Here is a 14,865-nt window from a genome sequence, read left to right as displayed (position 1 = left end):
CCGATGAGCACGGAGCCCCCCGAGGGGGCCGACGCCACGAGCGGACGGCCCCCCGCGCGACGGCCGCAGCAGCGCAAGCAGGTGCTGCTGCGGCTGGACCCGTTGATCCATGACGCCCTGGCCCGCTGGGCCGACGACGAGCTCCGCAGCGCCAACGCCCAGATCGAGTTCCTGCTCCGCAAGGCACTGTCCGACGCGGGGCGGCTCCCCCGGGGCGCGGGGGCGATCCCCCGACGGGGCCGCCCGCCCAAGGTCCCGCCCCAGGACGAGGGGCGCGCCTAGGCCGTGTCTATTGGGTCAGCCGGACTGATCCACAAGACACGGCCTAGGGCCTGTCCGGTGGGTCCGCGTGGGCCCGCGGCGACCCATCGGACAGGCCCCAGCCGCGTTCCTGCCGCTGCATCCCACGCCCCACCGCCGGAACCCCGCCCCCATCTAGAAACCCCGTCTATACATCGCAGGTATACACCTCATGTAGAGTGCTCGGCATGCCCATAGCCACCGCAGGGCGATGCCCCCTGCCCGCACTCCCGGAGGCCCGCCGATGACCCCGGCCGGTTCCCTGCTCGAAGCCGACGCGCTGCACAAGGCGTACGGACCCACACCAGCCCTGGACGGTGCGGACTTCTCGGTCCACGCCGGTGAGGTGGTCGCCGTCATGGGCCCGTCCGGCTCCGGCAAGTCGACCCTGCTGCACTGCCTGGCCGGCATCATCAGCCCCGACTCCGGCACCGTCCGCTACGGCCGCCACGAACTCACCGCGATGAACGACGCCGAGCGGAGCGCCCTGCGCCGGGCCGACTTCGGCTTCGTCTTCCAGTTCGGCCAGCTCGTCCCGGAGCTGAGCTGCCTGGAGAACGTCGCGCTGCCGCTGCGCCTGAGCGGCGTCCGGCGCAAGGAGGCCGAGGAGCGCGCCCTGGAGTGGCTGACGCGCCTGGAGGTCGACGGCGTACGCGGCCAGCGGCCCGGTGAGGTCTCCGGCGGACAGGGCCAGCGCGTCGCCGTCGCCCGCGCCCTCGTGGGCAACCCCCGCGTCGTCTTCGCCGACGAACCCACCGGCGCCCTCGACTCCCTCAACGGCGAACGCGTCATGACACTGCTGACCGACGCCGCCCGCGAGACCCGGGCCGCCGTCGTCCTGGTCACCCACGAAACCCGCGTCGCCGCGTACTCCGACCGCGAGGTCACCGTCCGCGACGGCAAGGCGCGGGAGAGGCTGGCCGCGATATGAGGCCCGCCATCTGGATCCGTGACCTGGCGATGGGCATGCGCTTCGCCGCGGGCGGCGGGCGCGAGGGCTGGGTCCGTACGGCCCTGACCGCGCTCGGCGTCGGGCTCGGGGTGGCCCTGCTGCTGGGCGCCGCCTCCATTCCGACGATGCAGGACCAGCGCAACGAACGCAGTATCGCCCGCATGATCACGTCCCCCGCGGACTCCGGGGACGCCGCGGGCTCCGGGGACTCGGAGGGGGAACTCAAGCCCTCCGCCACGACCGTCGCCGTCCAGCGCACCGGCACCGACTTCCGCGGCACCGGTATCGAGGGGATGCTGCTGCGCCCGGACGGCAGCCGGCCGCCGCTGCCGCCCGGCGTGGCCAAGATCCCCGGCCCCGGCGAGATGGTGGTCTCCCCCGCCCTGAAGGAGCTGCTCCAGGCCCCGGACTCGGGACTGCTGCGCGAGCGGCTGCCCTACCGGATCGTGGGCACCATCGGCGACGCGGGCCTGATGGGGCCGAACGAGCAGCTGTACTACGCGGGCAGCGACCGCGTCACGCCCGAGGACGGCGCCCTGCGCATCACCGGCTTCGGCGGGGAACCGGAGTCCGCACGGGTGGATCCCGTCCTGCTGGTGCTGGTCATCGTCGGCTGTGTGGTCCTGCTGATGCCGGTGGCCATCTTCATCGCCACCGCCGTGCGCTTCGGCGGCGAGCGCCGCGACCGGCGGCTGGCCGCGCTGCGCCTGATCGGCGCCGACGCCCGCACCACCCGGCGGATCGCCGCCGGGGAAGCGCTGCTCGGCTCGGTGCTGGGGCTGGCCGTGGGCGCCGTCCTGTTCCTGGCCGGGCGGCCGCTCGCCGAGCTCGTCGAGTACCACGGCGCCAGTGTCTTCCCCACCGACCTGACCCCGATTCCGGCGCTGGCCGCGCTGATCGCGCTGGCCGTCCCGGCCGCGGCCGTCGGCGTGACGCTGCTCGCCCTGCGCGGGGTGACCATCGAGCCGCTGGGCGTCGTCCGCAGCGCCGCCACCCGGCGCCGCCGGCTGTGGTGGCGGCTGCCGGTTCCCGCCATCGGTGTGGCGCTGCTGGTGGCGTACGGCACCGTCGACAACGAGACCCGGGACGTCAACGCGTACCAGATCTCCAGCGGAGCGGCACTGGTGCTGCTGGGCGTCGTCATGCTGCTGCCGTGGCTGGTCGAAGCGGTCGTGGGGCGCCTGAAGGGCGGCCCGGTCCCCTGGCAACTGGCCGTCCGCAGACTCCAGTTGAGCAGCGGCAGCGCGGCCCGCGCGGTCAGCGGCATCACCGTCGCGGTGGCCGGGGCCATCGCGCTCCAGATGCTCTTCTCGTCCGCGTCGGCCGACTACGTCAAGGCGACCGGGCAGGACTCGAGCCGGGCGCAGCTGATGGTGATGCAGCCCACCCGGGACGGCGGCGCCGCCCAGCGGATGATCGACGAGTTCCACGCCACCAAGGGCGTGCGCGGCGTGATCGCCAGCGTCCGCTCGTCGGTCACCCGCCCCGGCCCGCCGGACAAGGGCGCGGAGTACCCGCCGAGCGCCATGCTCTCGGTCGGCAGCTGCACCACCCTGCGCGAGCTGACGAAGGCGGACTCCTGCAAGGACGGCGAGGTCTTCCTCGTGAAGGGCGCCGACCCCGCCCCCGACGGACCCGATTCCGATGCGTTCCTCCGCCCCGGAGCCCGCGTGGACCTCGACGCGGGCCGGCCGGACGGCACCTCCGGGAAGCGGCCGCGGCAGTGGACCGTCCCCACGGCGCTCCGCACGGTCGAGGCCCGGCCCGATCCGCACGGCGGGACCCTGAGCGGCCTGTTCGCCACCCCGTCCGCGGTCGACGTCGCACAGCTGCAGTACCCGACGGCCGAGGCGATGGTGCAGCTCGACCGGAGCGTCCCGGATGCCGCCGAGTACGCCCGCAACACGGCCGCCCGGATCGACCCGGGAGCCAATGTCTACACGATCAACGACACGTCGACCGACAAGCGGTTCGCGAGCGTGAGCCGGGGCCTGATGATCGCCTCCCTCGCGACCATGGCGCTGATCGCGGCCAGTCTGCTCGTCACGACGCTGGAGCAGCTGCGCGAGCGCCGTCGGCTGCTGTCCGTCCTGGTGGCCTTCGGCACCCGCCGGGCCACGCTGGGCTGGTCGGTCCTGTGGCAGACCGCGCTCCCCGTCGGCCTGGGGCTCGCCCTGGCCGTCGCCGGCGGCCTGGGCCTGGCGTACGTCCTGCTGCGCATGGTGGGCCGTACCGGCATGGACTGGTCGGTGGTCTGGCCGCTGGTCGGGACCGGTGCCGGGCTGGTGCTGGTGGTCACGCTGCTGAGCCTGCCGCCGCTGTGGCGGATGATGCGCCCGGACGGACTGCGGACGGAGTGAGGGCCTGCGTCGGAAGTCCCGTCGTCCGCCCGGAGGGCGGGCCCCGCGGCGTCCGGTGCGGTGCATCGCAAGGCGGAGGGTCGTCCCGATACTGGGCGTATCGGGGCGAGCCCGACAACGCGGCGAGGTGCCGTGCCGGGCGCCGCGGGGCAGGCGGGACTTCCGACACAGGCCCTGACGTACGCCGCGGGTACGGGCGGGTACGGAGTGCTCACCCGACCGCGTGCCACGCCCCGGGGCCGGCGTCCGACGGCCCCGGGGCTCCCCCTATTCACCACGTGTATACACCAGCGTTAGAGCCCCGAGTAAGGTGGTCGGCATGTCAATCGGTCATACGCTCCTGGGCCTCCTGGAGTCCGGCCCCCGCCACGGCTACGACCTCAAGCGGGCCTTCGACGAGCACTTCGGCCACGACCGCCCGCTGCACTACGGGCAGGTCTACTCGACGATGTCCCGGCTGCTGAAGAACGGCCTGGTCGAGGTGGACGGCGTGGAGGCCGGCGCCGGCCCGGAGCGCAAGCGGTACGCGATCACGGACGCCGGCATCACCGACGTCGAGCAGTGGCTGGCCCGTCCGGAGAAGCCCGAGCCGTATCTGCAGTCGACGCTCTACACCAAGGTGGTGCTGGCGCTGATGACCGACCGCAACGCCGCCGAGCTGCTGGACACCCAGCGCACCGAGCACCTGCGGCTGATGCGCGGACTGACCGAGCGCAAGCGCTCCGGCGACCTCGCCGACCAGCTGATCTGCGACCACGCCCTGTTCCACCTCGAAGCCGATCTGCGCTGGCTGGAGCTGACCGCCGCCCGCCTCGACAAACTGGCGGAGACGGTCCGCCCATGACACCGGAAGGATCCCTGCTCGCCGCGGAGGGGCTGCACAAGGCGTACGGCCCCACGCCCGCGCTGGACGGTGTGGAGTTCTCCATCCACCCCGGCGAGGTGGTCGCCGTCATGGGCCCGTCCGGCTCCGGCAAGTCGACCCTGCTGCACTGCCTGGCCGGCATCATCAGCCCCGACTCCGGCACCGTCCGCTACGGCCCGCACACCCTCACCGACCTGAGCGACGCCCAGCGGAGCGCGCTGCGCCGGACCGACTTCGGCTTCGTCTTCCAGTTCGGCCAGCTCGTCCCGGAGCTGACCGCGCTGGAGAACGTCGCACTGCCGCTGCGGCTGAACGGCACCAGGCGCAAGGCCGCCGAGGCGCAGGCCCGCGAGTGGCTGGAGCGGCTGGAGGTCGACGGCGTACGCGGCCGGCGGCCCGGTGAGCTCTCCGGCGGGCAGGGACAGCGGATCGCGGTCGCCCGCGCGCTGGTCACCCGGCCGCGGGTGGTCTTCGCCGACGAGCCGACCGGCGCCCTGGACTCCCTCAACGGCGAGCGGGTGCTGACCCTGCTCACCGACGCCGCCCGGGACACCAGCGCCGCGGTCGTGCTGGTCACCCATGAGGCCCGGGTGGCCGCCTACTCCGACCGCGAGATCGTCGTCCGCGACGGCAAGGTGAAGGACATGATGGCGGGCTTGATATGAACCCGCTCCGCTCGCCCGCCGACGCCGGTTCCGACGGCGCCGGCGGCATCGGCGGCGGCATCGGCGAGCAGCGCACGCACCCCGCCCCGGCGTACGGCAGCCCGCCCGCCGCCCCGCGCACCGGCCCCGCCGCGTGGGCCCGCGACCTGGCGATGGGGATGCGGTTCGCGGCCGGCGGTGGCCGCGAGGGCTGGATCCGTACGGCACTGACCGCCGTCGGCGTCGCCCTGGGCGTGGCCGTACTGCTCATCGGCGCGTCCGTACCGACCCTGATGGACGCGCGGCACGGCCGGGAGCAGGCCCGCGAGAACCTCGGCCAGAAGCATGAGCCCCGCCCCGGCGACACCACCCTGCGCTACGCCTCGGCCGACACCGCCTACCACGGCGCCCCGATCCGCGGCCGGGTGGTGCGTCCCGACGGTGCGCACCCGCCGCTGCCCCCGGGCGTGGCCCACCTCCCCGGCCCGGGGCGGATGCTGGTCTCACCGGCCCTCAAGGAGCTCCTCGACTCCCCCCAAGGCGCCCTGCTCCGCGACCGCCTCGACTACACCGTCGCCGGCACCATCGGTGACGCCGGCCTGCTCGGCCCACGGGAGCTCACCTACTTCGCCCAGAACGCCAGCCTGACCAGCGGCTACCACATCAGCCGCTTCGGCCACCGCGACTGGGAGCCGGACCGGCTGGGGACGCCGGTCGTGCTCCTGGTGACCATGACCTGTGTAGCGCTGATGATGCCGGTGATGGTCTTCATCGGGACGTCCGTACGCTTCGGCAACGAGCGCCGCGAGCGCCGGCTGGCCGCGCTGCGCCTGGTCGGCGCCGACGTCCGGACCACCCGCCGGATCGCCTCCGGCGAGGCGCTGTTCGGCTCGCTGCTGGGCCTCCTCGGCGGCGGCGCGCTGTTCCTCGGTATCCGGCAGCTCGCCCCGCTGGTCACCCTCTGGGACATCAACGTCTTCTCCGCCGACGTGACGCCGGGGCCGGTCGCCGCCGCGCTGATCGGGCTGCTCGTCCCGGCCGCTGCGGTGCTGGTGACGCTGTTCGCGCAGCGCGGCGTCACGGTCGAGCCGCTGGGCATCGTCCGCGCCCGCCCGGCCGTCCGCCGCCGGCTGTGGTGGCGGCTCGTGCTGCCCGCCACGGGCATCCTGCTGCTGGTCCCGCTCGCCTGGGAGCAGCCGTGGAGCGACACCCCGCTGAACACCATCCGGCTGGCGGCCGGCTCGATGCTGCTGCTGTTCGGCGTCACCGCGCTGCTGCCCTGGCTGGTGGACGCGGTGGTGGGCCGGCTGCGCGGCGGCCCGGTGCCCTGGCAACTGGCCGTCCGCAGGCTCCAGTTGAGCAGCGCCTCGGCCACCCGCGCGGTCGGCGGCATCACCGTCGCGGTGGCCGGCGCCATCGCCATCCACATGCTGATGACCGGGATGCAGGCCGGTTACGCCCAGTCGTACGCGGAGTCCGGCAAGCTGCCGCAGCTCACGCTGTGGGGCAGCACCAGGGACTGGCCGCAGGCCCAGCGCGCGCTCGCCGACCTGCGTACCACCCCCGGCGTGACGTCCGCCCGCGGCACCATCGAGTCCTGGGCCGGACGGATGCCCGCCCCCGGCCGGGACCCGGCCGCTTCCCCGCACACCTCGCTCGCCGTCGGCAGCTGCGCCGAACTGCGCCGCCTCGCCGACCTGCCCTCCTGCCGCGACGGCGATGTCTTCCTCAGCACCAACATCCCGGCCCGGGACCCCGCCCTGGCGCCCGGCTTCACCCTCGACCTCAACGCCCCGGAGTACGACGAGAAGCCGGTGGCGCCCCGCCCCTGGAAGATCCCCGGGACCGCCCGTGACGCCCGGCTGCACCACCCCGGGTACGGCCCCGGCCTCGACGGGTACGACCTGCTGCTCACCCCCTCCGCGGTCAACCTCGCCCGGCTCTCCGACCCCACCGCACAGCTCAGGGTCGACTTCGACCGGAACACCCCCGACGCGGTCGAGTACATCCGCAACACCGCCGCTCGCTTCGCCCCGCCGATGCGGGAGTTCTCCGTCGTCGACAACCCCCATGACGCGCAGCTGGGCGGCGTCCGCAACGCGCTGTTCATCGGCTCGGTGATCACCCTGCTGCTGATCGGCGCGGGCCTGATCATCACCACCGTCGAGCAGCTCTACGAACGCCGCCGCCTGCTGTCCGTCCTCGACGCCTACGGCACCCGCCGCGCCACCCTGGGCTGGTCGGTGCTCTGGCAGACCGCCGTCCCGGTCGCCCTCGGCCTGGCCCTCGCGCTGGCCTGCGGCCTGGCACTGGGCTCCCTGCTGCTCTCCATGATCGAGAGCGCGGTGATCGTCGACTGGCCGGTGGTCGCGGCGATGACCGCCATCGGCGGCGGGGTGATCCTCTTCGTCACCGCCCTGAGCCTTCCGCCGCTGTGGCGCATGATGCGCCCGGAGGGGCTTCGTACGGAGTGATCCACTATCGGGTGAAGGCTCGCCTTTCCCCCACCGCCCGGCTCCCCACCCGGTGACGATGCCCTGACGCCACCACCGTCAGGAGTCACCTGTGCCGCCCCACCCGCCCACCCTGCTCGACGAAGTCGACTGGTTCATGGACCACCTGCCGGGCATCCGCTTCGAGGTCCTCTTCGGCGAGATCAGCGTGACGCCGATCCCGAATGTGTCGCATGCGCTGGTGCTGACCGATCTCCTGCGCCTGTTCGGCGAAGCGGACCTGCACAACGTAACGGCAACGAACTCCGTTCAAAGGTCTCCGCCTACGCCAGTGCCGAGATCCCGGTTTACGTCATCGTCAACCGCCGCGACGACCGCATCCATGTCCTCACCGACCCGTGCGGCGGCACATACCGCAACCACCACGTCCACGCCCCGGGCCAGCGCATCACACTCCCCGCATCCCTCGGCGCCGAGGTCACCCTCGACGTCGGGGCGATCCTCGAAGCCGCCCGCCCCTGACGCTCCTCACCCCTTCACCACCCGCACCGGCAACCCCCCGAACGCCCTCCGCAGCGCCGCCGCGAACTCCTCGAACTCCGCCTGGCGCGCGGCGCCCGTGCGCATGGCGAGGGCGATTCTCCGCGACGGGGCCGGATCCGCGAAGTAGCCGGTGGTGAGCTGGTCGTTGCGGCTGGTTTCCACACGTAGCGCGGTACGCGGCAGCAGGGTCACCCCCAGCCCGCCCGCCACCAACTGCACCAGGGTGGACAGCCCCGCCGCGCTGGTCGTCATAGGGGCGTTCTCGTCCCTGCCCGCCTCCCGGCAGACGTCCAGGGCCTGGTCGCGCAGGCAGTGCCCCTCGTCGAGCAGGAGCAGGTCAAGTTCCCGCAGCGCCTCGCGGGGGATGTCACCGCGGCCGCCGAGCCAGTGGTCCTTGGGGGCGACCAGGACGAAGTCCTCGTCGAAGAGGGGGAGTTCGGTGACCTGAGGGATGCCGAGGGGCACGGCCAGGAGGAGCAGGTCGAGCCGGCCGTGCGCCAGGCCGTCCAGGAGCGAGGCGGTCTGCTCCTCGTGCACCTGGAGGTCGAGGGCGGGGTACGCGTCGTGGACCAGCCGCAGGACGGCCGGCAGGAGGTAGGGCGCGACGGTCGGGATGACGCCGAGGCGCAGCACGCCCGTGAAGGGGGCCCGGGCCGCCTCCGCCTCCTCCATCAGATCGCCGACGGCCTCCAGGACCGTACGGGCGCGAGCCGCCACCCGCTCCCCCGCCGGCGAGAGCAGCACCTTGCGCGTCGTACGCTCCAGGAGCTGCACCCCGAGCGTCTCCTCCAGCGCGGAGACCGCGCCGGACAGTGCGGGCTGGCTCATACCGATCTCGGCCGCCGCCTCGCGGAAGTGCAGATGCTCGGCCACCGCGGCGAAGGCGCGCAGCTGGGCGAGGCTGGGCTGGCGGGCTCGTCCGCCACTGGCTGGTGAGGCCACTGATAACCACCTCCGATCAACATCAACCAGTCTAGCTATTTCCCTGATCAATGCCTCCTGTGGCACGGTGTAACTCGTCCAAGCCTCAGAGAAAGTCCGAAAGTCCCCACAAGGGGCTTTCTGCGCAACAAGGAGAGCGTGTGCTCACTGTCGGTGACAAGTTCCCCGAGTTCGACCTGACTGCCTGTGTCTCCCTGGAGAAGGGCAAGGAATTCGAGCAGATCGACCACAAGACCTACGAGGGCAAGTGGAAGGTCGTCTTCGCCTGGCCCAAGGACTTCACCTTCGTGTGCCCGACCGAGATCGCGGCCTTCGGCAAGCTGAACGACGAGTTCGCCGACCGTGACGCCCAGATCCTCGGCTTCTCCGGTGACTCCGAGTTCGTGCACCACGCCTGGCGCAAGGACCACCCGGACCTGACCGACCTGCCCTTCCCGATGCTGGCCGACTCGAAGCACGAGCTCATGCGCGCGCTCGGCATCGAGGGCGAGGACGGCTTCGCGCAGCGTGCGGTCTTCATCGTCGACCCGAACAACGAGATCCAGTTCACCATGGTGACCGCCGGCTCCGTCGGCCGTAACCCCAAGGAGGTCCTCCGGGTCCTCGACGCGCTCCAGACGGACGAGCTGTGCCCGTGCAACTGGAGCAAGGGTGACGAGACCCTCGACCCGGTCGCCCTGCTGGCTGGTGAGTGACACCCATGGCTCTCGATGACCTGAAGTCCGCGGTTCCGGACTACGCCAAGGACCTGCGACTGAACCTCGGTTCGGTGATCGGCAACAGCGACCTGCCGCAGCAGCAGCTGTGGGGCACGGTGCTCGCCTGCGCGATCGCCTCGCGCTCGCCGAAGGTGCTGCGTGAGCTGGAGCCCGAGGCGAAGGCGAACCTCTCCCCCGAGGCCTACGCCGCCGCCAAGTCGGCCGCCGCCATCATGGCGATGAACAACGTCTTCTACCGGACCCGGCACCTGCTGTCGGACCCGGAGTACGGCAACCTGCGCGCCGGTCTGCGGATGAACGTCATCGGCAACCCGGGCGTGGACAAGGTCGACTTCGAGCTCTGGTCGCTGGCCGTGTCGGCGATCAACGGCTGTGGCATGTGCCTGGACTCCCACGAGCAGGTACTCCGCAAGGCCGGTGTGGAGCGCGAGACGATCCTGGAGGCCGTCAAGATCTCGGCCGTCCTCCAGGCCGTCGGCGCCACCCTGGACGCCGAGGCCACCCTCTCGGAGTAACCCGAGGCAACGCCCACGGGCCCGCACAGGCTCAAAAAACGGAACCCCGCAGACCACCACGTCTGCGGGGTTCCGTGTGTATCCGCACGTAACAGGCCCTAGGGCCTGTCCGATGGGTCCGCGTGGGCCGACGGCGGAAGGGTCGGAGCGACGTCGAGGGCGGTGGCGCCGCGGGGAGCGACCGACATCCGCAGGGCCTGTTCCCTGGAGTAGGCGCGCAGATAGCCGACGACGGTGTTGGTGACCGCCACCAGCGGGACCGCGACGACCGCGCCGCCGATGCCGGCGATCAGGCCGCCCGCGGCGACCGAGAGGATCACCGCCAGCGGGTGCACCCGGACCGCCCGCCCCAGGATGAACGGCTGGAGGACGTGCCCCTCGATCTGCTGGACGGCCAGCACGACCGCCAGCACCATCAGCGCCGGGAACACGCCCTGGGTGACCAGCGCGACGACGCACGCCAGCGCGCCCGACACCACCGCGCCGATCAGGGGGATGAAGGCGAACAGGAAGATGAAGACGGCGAGCGGAACGGCCAGCGGCACGTTGAGGAAGTACAGGCCGATGCCGATGAAGATGGCGTCGATCAACGCCACGATGACCGTGCCGCGTACGTAGGCGGTCAGGGTCCGCCAGGCCCGGGGTCCGGCCCCCGCCACGCCCTCCCGGGCCGCGCCCGGTACGAGCTTGAGCAGCCACTCCCAGATCCGCCGGCCGTCGTAGAGCAGGAAGAGCGTGGTGAACATCGCCAGCAGGATGCCGGTGAAGACCTCCAGGACGACGGTGACGCCCTCCAGCCCGGCCGAGGTGATCGCCTCGGTGTTGGCGCCGATGGCGTCCTGCAGGTTCTTGGCGATGCCGTTGATCTGGCTCTCGGTCACATGGAACGGGCTCCGCAGCAGCCAGCCCTTGAGTTCGGTGATGCCTTCCTGGACCCGGCTGGAGACCGAGTCGACGTTGTCCTGGACCTGCCAGACGACGAACCAGCCGACCAGGCCCAGGATGACGAAGCCGCCGATGAAGGTCAGTGCGGTGGCCGGCCCGCGCGGCAGCCCGCGACGGCGCAGCCAGCCCACAGTGGGCTGCAGCAGCGCGGTGATCAGCATCGCCACGGTGAAGGACAGGACGACCAGCTCGATGGCGGTGATGACCTTCGCCAGCACCCAGAGCGTGGCGGCCAGCACCAGCAGCCGCCAGCCCACCTCGGCGGCGACCCGTACCCCCCATGGCACGGCGGCGACCGGATCGGGACGGGCCATGACGGCCGGGGCGTAGTCCGGGGGTGCGGGCACGGACTCCGGCGGGCGTGCGGCGGCGGCCGCCCGCTCCCGCGACTGCGCGTGCGGGTGCTCCCCGTCCGCCGAGGGGTGCGGTACGCCGTCCCCCGCCTCCGGCAACTGATACGACATACGGGTGGCGGTGAGCGTGCCCACCGGGGAGCCGCTCACCGCGGCGCCCCCCGCGGGGACGGCAGACGAACCGTTCACCGAGCCGTCGACCGCCGACGCCTCGGCGTGTCCGGCACGCCTCAGCTCTACCGGGTCATTCGCCGCCGCCGCGGCCTCCGCGCGGCGGCGCTGTTCCTCCAGCCGCTGCGAGAGACGCGTCAGACCGGCGCCGATACCGCCGACCCACTGAGGCAATCTGGACATGGCCGTTCCTCTTCTCCTCCCACGCGCCACACTCCGACGGCACGACGTTACCTGTGCCGGACGAGCGAAACCCCCGACGCCGTCGCGTTCGGGGGTTTCGGGGAGCGCGGTGGTGCGGCCTAGTACCAGCTGTTGGCCTGCCAGAACGACCAGGCGCCGCAGGGGCTGCCGTAGCGGTCGTTCATGTAGTTGAGGCCCCACTTGATCTGGGTCGCCGGGTTCGTCTGCCAGTCGGCACCGGCCGAGGCCATCTTGGAGCCGGGCAGTGCCTGGACGAGCCCGTAGGCACCCGAGGAGGCGTTGCTGGCGCGGTAATTCCAGCTGGACTCGTGGTCCACTATGTTGCTGAAGCACTGGAACTGGTCGCCGGGGATCATCTGGCGTGCGATGGCCTGCGTCTCGGCGATCGTGTACGAGCTCTTGCCGAGCAGGTCGCCGACGTCACGCGCGGAGGAGCGGGACGCGGCCAGCTCTTCCTTCTTGCGCTCCTCGGCTTCCTTCTTCGCCTTGGCCTCGTCCGCGGCGTCCTTCTTGCTCTGTGCGGTCTCCGCGGCAGCCTTGCGGGCGGCTTCCTGCGCGGACTTGAGGGCCGCCGTGTCCGCCTGGGCGGACTGGTCGTCCGCCTGCTGCGTCAGCGAAGCCGTCTGCACCTGTGCCTGAGCGCCTGCGGGGATATCGGCGATCGTCGCGTCGGCAGCCGCGGCCTCGGTGTTGCCTACCGAGGAGGGCTGTCCCGCGGCGACACCGACGACGGCGCCGACGGTGGTGACCGCGGTGGCGGATGCCACGGCGAATCCCCGGACCGAAATCCGGCTCACACGTTTTCCTTCCAGCATCGCCCGCATAGGTGACCTCGCGGACGCAATCGTGCCCCTGGCGCTGGTCTCCCCTTGTTCCGGGCCCTGTTGAGCGGACGGGTCCGGCTGGTCACGGGAGGCACTGGCCCGGTACGTCCCCCTCGGGGTCCGCGTGGTGCTCGGGCGGCACACGGCGACTCGCTATGAAGTTCAGTTCGTTCCGCACCGCTGGGGGTGCTTGTGCTGCCGTATGCGGGGCCTGACAGGACCCAGACTCTGCCCGAACGACACACCGGGAATCAATTCCGATCCGGGTGTGAAAGCTCACACCCCGTTTACCCGGGGGGAATTTCGGATATCGCCCCACAGCACGACGCCGCCCGGCTATGCTCCTGCGCTTCGCCGGGCGGCGCCCCTGCACACCTACAACCGGTCAGATCCTGCCGTCCTCCAGCATTTCGGTCACCAGTGCGGCGATCGGTGACCGCTCCGAGCGGTTCAGGGTGACGTGCGCAAAGAGCGGGTGTCCCTTCAGTTTCTCAACGACCGCGACTACTCCGTCGTACCGCCCGACCCGGAGATTGTCGCGTTGTGCGACATCATGCGTCAGAACAACTCGGGAGTTGGCCCCAATGCGGGACAGAACAGTCAGAAGGACGTTCCGTTCCAACGACTGGGCCTCGTCCACGATGACGAACGCGTCGTGCAGCGACCGCCCTCGGATGTGGGTCAGCGGCAGTACCTCCAACATGCCGCGCTCCACCACCTCTTCGATGACGTCCTTGGTGGTCACCGCGGACAGGGTGTCGAAGACCGCCTGCGCCCAGGGGCTCATCTTCTCCGCCTCGCTGCCCGGCAGATAGCCCAGCTCCTGCCCGCCGACGGCGTACAGCGGGCGGAACACCATCACCTTGCGGTGCTGCCGGCGCTCCAGTACGGCCTCCAGGCCCGCGCACAGCGCCAGTGCCGACTTGCCCGTACCGGCCCGTCCGCCCATCGAGACGATGCCGACGTCGGGGTCGAGCAGCAGGTCCAGCGCGATCCGCTGCTCGGCACTGCGGCCGTGGATGCCGAAGGCCTCCCGGTCGCCCCGCACCAGCCGGACCGCGCCCTCGGCGGTGACCCGGCCGAGCGCCTTGCCGCGCTCGGACTGCAGCACAAGTCCGGTATGGACCGGAAGTTCGGAGGCGCCGGGTACGTTCGCGGTCTCGGCGGCGAAGAGCTCGTCGACCTGCTCGGCGGGCACGGTCAGTTCGGCCATACCGGTCCAGCCGGAGTCCGTGATGGCCAGTTCGGCGCGGTACTCCTCGGCCAGCAGGCCGACCGAGGACGCCTTGATGCGCATCGGCAGATCCTTGGAGACGACGGTGACGTCGAGCCCCTCCGCCTGGAGGTTGCGCGCGACCGCGAGGATCCGTGAGTCGTTGTCACCGAGCCGGTGCCCGTTCAGGAACGCGGCCGGCAGCACGCCCGGGTCGGAATGGTTGAGTTCGACCCGGAGTGTCCCGCCGAGCTCTCCGATCGGAAGGGGCGCGTCCAGCCGCCCGAACCGCACCCGGTACTCGTCCAGGAGGCGTAGCGCCTTCCGGGCGAAGTAGCCGAGCTCCGGATGGTGCCGCTTGGCCTCCAACTCCGTGACCACCACGACCGGCAGCACGACCTCGTGCTCGTCGAAGCGGGCCATGGCTCCTGGATCCGCCAGCAGCACACTGGTGTCGAGGACATACGTACGCCGGTCGCTATCACGGCGCTGCTTGCTGTTCACCACGGGTGGACGAACCCCCTCGGATGAGGTTGGGGTGCGACGGCGTCGCGGGGCGGTGTGCTCCCAAGGGGCGTGGCCCCCCGGGACCCCCGGCCATCTCCTGACCGGACCGGGCCGGGCCCCGATGCACGGGCCGAGCACCGGCCCCTCGCGTCGCCCGTGCGGTCCGCACGGATGTCCGTGATGTGCAAAGGGCCTCCCGGGCGGACGGCCCCATGCCGTCCGCTGAGATGCGGCGCCCGATGGCTTGTTCCGGACGCCGACCTGCCAGGGGTATTCCCTTCCCGCGTTGTCGGCATTCCCACCGTTCCGCAGCGCTTGGCTGCCCTCCCACGCTTTTGGCTTTCCCGCCGTGGCG

At 71.7% G+C, this 14,865-nt stretch carries 13 protein-coding genes; 9 read left to right on the top strand and 4 right to left on the bottom strand.

What is annotated here, in order from left to right; translation table 11 throughout:
• The first annotated feature begins 3 nt into the window (after positions 1-3).
• The 7 genes from AZE13_RS02510 to AZE13_RS38945 all read left to right on the top strand — a co-directional run bounded on the left by AZE13_RS02510 (position 4) and on the right by AZE13_RS38945 (position 8,096).
• The gene (locus tag AZE13_RS02510; protein WP_066926312.1) at positions 4-282 is read left to right on the top strand and encodes a hypothetical protein; all 279 of its coding nucleotides are present in this window, start codon (positions 4-6) and stop codon (positions 280-282) included.
• 262 nt (positions 283-544) lie between these two features.
• Entirely contained in the window at positions 545-1,231 is a 687-nt protein-coding gene (locus AZE13_RS02505) for an ABC transporter ATP-binding protein (RefSeq protein ID WP_066926307.1), read from the top strand.
• Positions 1,228-3,612, top strand: a complete 2,385-nt coding sequence (locus AZE13_RS02500) for an FtsX-like permease family protein (RefSeq protein WP_066926304.1) — start codon at positions 1,228-1,230, stop codon at positions 3,610-3,612. Before AZE13_RS02505 ends, AZE13_RS02500 begins: the two co-directional genes overlap by 4 nt.
• Before the next feature lie 319 nt (positions 3,613-3,931).
• Entirely contained in the window at positions 3,932-4,456 is a 525-nt protein-coding gene (locus tag AZE13_RS02495; protein WP_066926301.1) for a PadR family transcriptional regulator, read from the top strand.
• The gene (locus AZE13_RS02490) at positions 4,453-5,142 is read left to right on the top strand and encodes an ABC transporter ATP-binding protein (protein ID WP_066926298.1); all 690 of its coding nucleotides are present in this window, start codon (positions 4,453-4,455) and stop codon (positions 5,140-5,142) included. Before AZE13_RS02495 ends, AZE13_RS02490 begins: the two co-directional genes overlap by 4 nt.
• On the top strand, positions 5,139-7,595 hold the full coding sequence (locus AZE13_RS02485) for an FtsX-like permease family protein (protein WP_079123629.1): 2,457 nt from the start codon (positions 5,139-5,141) through the stop codon (positions 7,593-7,595). Before AZE13_RS02490 ends, AZE13_RS02485 begins: the two co-directional genes overlap by 4 nt.
• A gap of 63 nt (positions 7,596-7,658) precedes the next feature.
• On the top strand, positions 7,659-8,096 hold the full coding sequence (locus tag AZE13_RS38945) for a Uma2 family endonuclease (RefSeq protein WP_079123685.1): 438 nt from the start codon (positions 7,659-7,661) through the stop codon (positions 8,094-8,096).
• 6 nt (positions 8,097-8,102) lie between these two features.
• Here AZE13_RS38945 and AZE13_RS02475 read toward each other — a convergent pair whose 3' ends face one another.
• Positions 8,103-9,059, bottom strand: a complete 957-nt coding sequence (locus AZE13_RS02475; RefSeq protein WP_066926292.1) for a hydrogen peroxide-inducible genes activator — start codon at positions 9,057-9,059, stop codon at positions 8,103-8,105.
• A gap of 140 nt (positions 9,060-9,199) precedes the next feature.
• Between AZE13_RS02475 and AZE13_RS02470 the strand changes: the two genes are divergently transcribed.
• Both AZE13_RS02470 and AZE13_RS02465 read left to right on the top strand, forming a co-directional pair.
• Complete coding sequence (locus AZE13_RS02470) at positions 9,200-9,754, top strand: peroxiredoxin (protein WP_066926289.1); 555 nt, start codon at positions 9,200-9,202, stop codon at positions 9,752-9,754.
• 5 nt (positions 9,755-9,759) lie between these two features.
• Positions 9,760-10,293, top strand: a complete 534-nt coding sequence (locus AZE13_RS02465) for an alkyl hydroperoxide reductase (protein WP_066926286.1) — start codon at positions 9,760-9,762, stop codon at positions 10,291-10,293.
• Between the two features lie 98 nt (positions 10,294-10,391).
• Here the strand turns inward: AZE13_RS02465 and AZE13_RS02460 are convergent, their stop codons facing one another.
• The 3 genes from AZE13_RS02460 to AZE13_RS02450 form a co-directional block, all read right to left on the bottom strand.
• Positions 10,392-11,945, bottom strand: a complete 1,554-nt coding sequence (locus AZE13_RS02460; RefSeq protein WP_066926283.1) for an AI-2E family transporter — start codon at positions 11,943-11,945, stop codon at positions 10,392-10,394.
• A gap of 119 nt (positions 11,946-12,064) precedes the next feature.
• Entirely contained in the window at positions 12,065-12,763 is a 699-nt protein-coding gene (locus tag AZE13_RS02455; protein WP_066926281.1) for a transglycosylase SLT domain-containing protein, read from the bottom strand.
• A 412-nt stretch (positions 12,764-13,175) separates the two neighbouring features.
• Positions 13,176-14,510 (bottom strand): PhoH family protein, encoded by a 1,335-nt coding sequence (locus AZE13_RS02450; protein WP_066926278.1) that lies wholly within the window; start codon positions 14,508-14,510, stop codon positions 13,176-13,178.
• Positions 14,511-14,865: the final 355 nt, after the last annotated feature.

The organism is Streptomyces sp. NBRC 110611 (assembly GCF_001590865.1).
GTDB lineage: Bacteria > Actinomycetota > Actinomycetes > Streptomycetales > Streptomycetaceae > Streptomyces.
The sequence above is the reverse complement of the archived record's forward strand: the minus strand, read 5'-3'. Positions and strand labels throughout refer to the sequence as shown.

Bases quoted from the DNA above. Each gene is read 5' to 3' on its own strand.
- AZE13_RS02510 (WP_066926312.1), top strand. From the start codon at position 4: ATGAGCACGGAGCCCCCCGAGGGGGCCGACGCCACGAGCGGACGGCCC.
- AZE13_RS02505 (WP_066926307.1), top strand. From the start codon at position 545: ATGACCCCGGCCGGTTCCCTGCTCGAAGCCGACGCGCTGCACAAGGCG.
- AZE13_RS02500 (WP_066926304.1), top strand. From the start codon at position 1,228: ATGAGGCCCGCCATCTGGATCCGTGACCTGGCGATGGGCATGCGCTTC.
- AZE13_RS02495 (WP_066926301.1), top strand. From the start codon at position 3,932: ATGTCAATCGGTCATACGCTCCTGGGCCTCCTGGAGTCCGGCCCCCGC.
- AZE13_RS02490 (WP_066926298.1), top strand. From the start codon at position 4,453: ATGACACCGGAAGGATCCCTGCTCGCCGCGGAGGGGCTGCACAAGGCG.
- AZE13_RS02485 (WP_079123629.1), top strand. From the start codon at position 5,139: ATGAACCCGCTCCGCTCGCCCGCCGACGCCGGTTCCGACGGCGCCGGC.
- AZE13_RS02465 (WP_066926286.1), top strand. From the start codon at position 9,760: ATGGCTCTCGATGACCTGAAGTCCGCGGTTCCGGACTACGCCAAGGAC.
- AZE13_RS02460 (WP_066926283.1), bottom strand. From the start codon at position 11,945: ATGTCCAGATTGCCTCAGTGGGTCGGCGGTATCGGCGCCGGTCTGACG.